The following is a 566-nucleotide window of genomic DNA, read 5'->3' as shown; positions in this document are numbered from 1 at the left end:
CCGGGATCGAACCGGCGATCTCCTGCGTGACAGGCAGGCATGTTAACCGCTACACCACGGGACCATTTTGGTTGCGGGGGCCGGATTTGAACCAACGACCTTCGGGTTATGAGCCCGACGAGCTACCACTGCTCCACCCCGCGATAATAGAGTGATTTATTTTAAAAATGGTGGAGGATGACGGGCTCGAACCGCCGACCCCCTGCTTGTAAGGCAGGTGCTCTCCCAGCTGAGCTAATCCTCCACATGGGTAAATAAGCGAAGCGACGTCCTACTCTCACAGGGGGAAGCCCCCAACTACCATCGGCGCTAAAGAGCTTAACTTCCGTGTTCGGTATGGGAACGGGTGTGACCTCTTTGCCATCATCACTTCACTTATTCAGTTGAAAGAACTTATTCTCTCAAAACTGGATAAACGTGCATTGAATGTTTCAAACTTTTTTGGTTAAGTCCTCGATCGATTAGTATTCGTCAGCTCCATGTGTCACCACACTTCCACCTCGAACCTATCTACCTCATCGTCTTTGAGGGATCTTACTTACTTGCGTAATGGGAAATCTCATCTT

General features: G+C 50.0%; 2 tRNA genes and 2 rRNA genes. All 4 read right to left on the bottom strand.

Annotated elements, in window-relative coordinates:
• Positions 1-68: 68 nt before the first annotated feature.
• Positions 69-143 (bottom strand) — tRNA-Met (locus tag AC1DCY_RS27375).
• Between the two features lie 25 nt (positions 144-168).
• Positions 169-244: transfer RNA gene (locus tag AC1DCY_RS27370), tRNA-Val, on the bottom strand.
• Positions 245-258: 14 nt separating this feature from the next.
• A 5S ribosomal RNA gene (gene rrf, locus AC1DCY_RS27365) occupies positions 259-374 on the bottom strand.
• A gap of 67 nt (positions 375-441) precedes the next feature.
• Positions 442-566: ribosomal RNA gene (locus AC1DCY_RS27360) — 23S ribosomal RNA — on the bottom strand; the annotation flags it as partial.

The sequence above is a fragment of the Lysinibacillus sp. 10T31 genome (assembly GCF_056394365.1).
Note: the sequence above shows the minus strand (reverse complement) of the source record. Positions and strands in the feature narration are given on the sequence as shown.